Source organism: Psychrobacter sp. TB55-MNA-CIBAN-0194 (assembly GCF_040309505.1).
GTDB lineage: Bacteria > Pseudomonadota > Gammaproteobacteria > Pseudomonadales > Moraxellaceae > Psychrobacter > Psychrobacter fozii.
The window spans coordinates 1-276 of sequence record NZ_JBEOOW010000231.1 but is presented as its reverse complement, the minus strand read 5'-3'; the positions used below and the strand labels follow the sequence as shown (position 1 = coordinate 276).

1 protein-coding gene is annotated in these 276 nt (G+C 35.5%); it reads left to right on the top strand.

The features are described 5' to 3' along the window. Positions 1 to 276 (top strand): hypothetical protein (locus AAEY75_RS14940; RefSeq protein WP_352260016.1); only part of this gene is annotated, 276 nt, incomplete at both ends.

Sequence of the window (276 nt, the reverse complement as noted above, 5' to 3'; positions counted from 1 at the left end):
GCACAACACAATCTTCGTCTTATATTTACCCTATCTGGAACAGTATCTTTTTACTCAGCTTTCCCTAAATCATCTGGTATAGCGAATACTAAATTAGGAGAAGCACCTGAATTAACAATAGCAAAAGCACGAGAGTTTACTGATCAAATGAAGTATGGCGTTTTAAATAATCATAATATTAAAACTGTGTTTGATGCTTATGAACAAAGCTTAATAGAGCGTCATAACACCGCACCCACTAAATTTGCAGCTTCATCGCTCAGAACATATCAATGC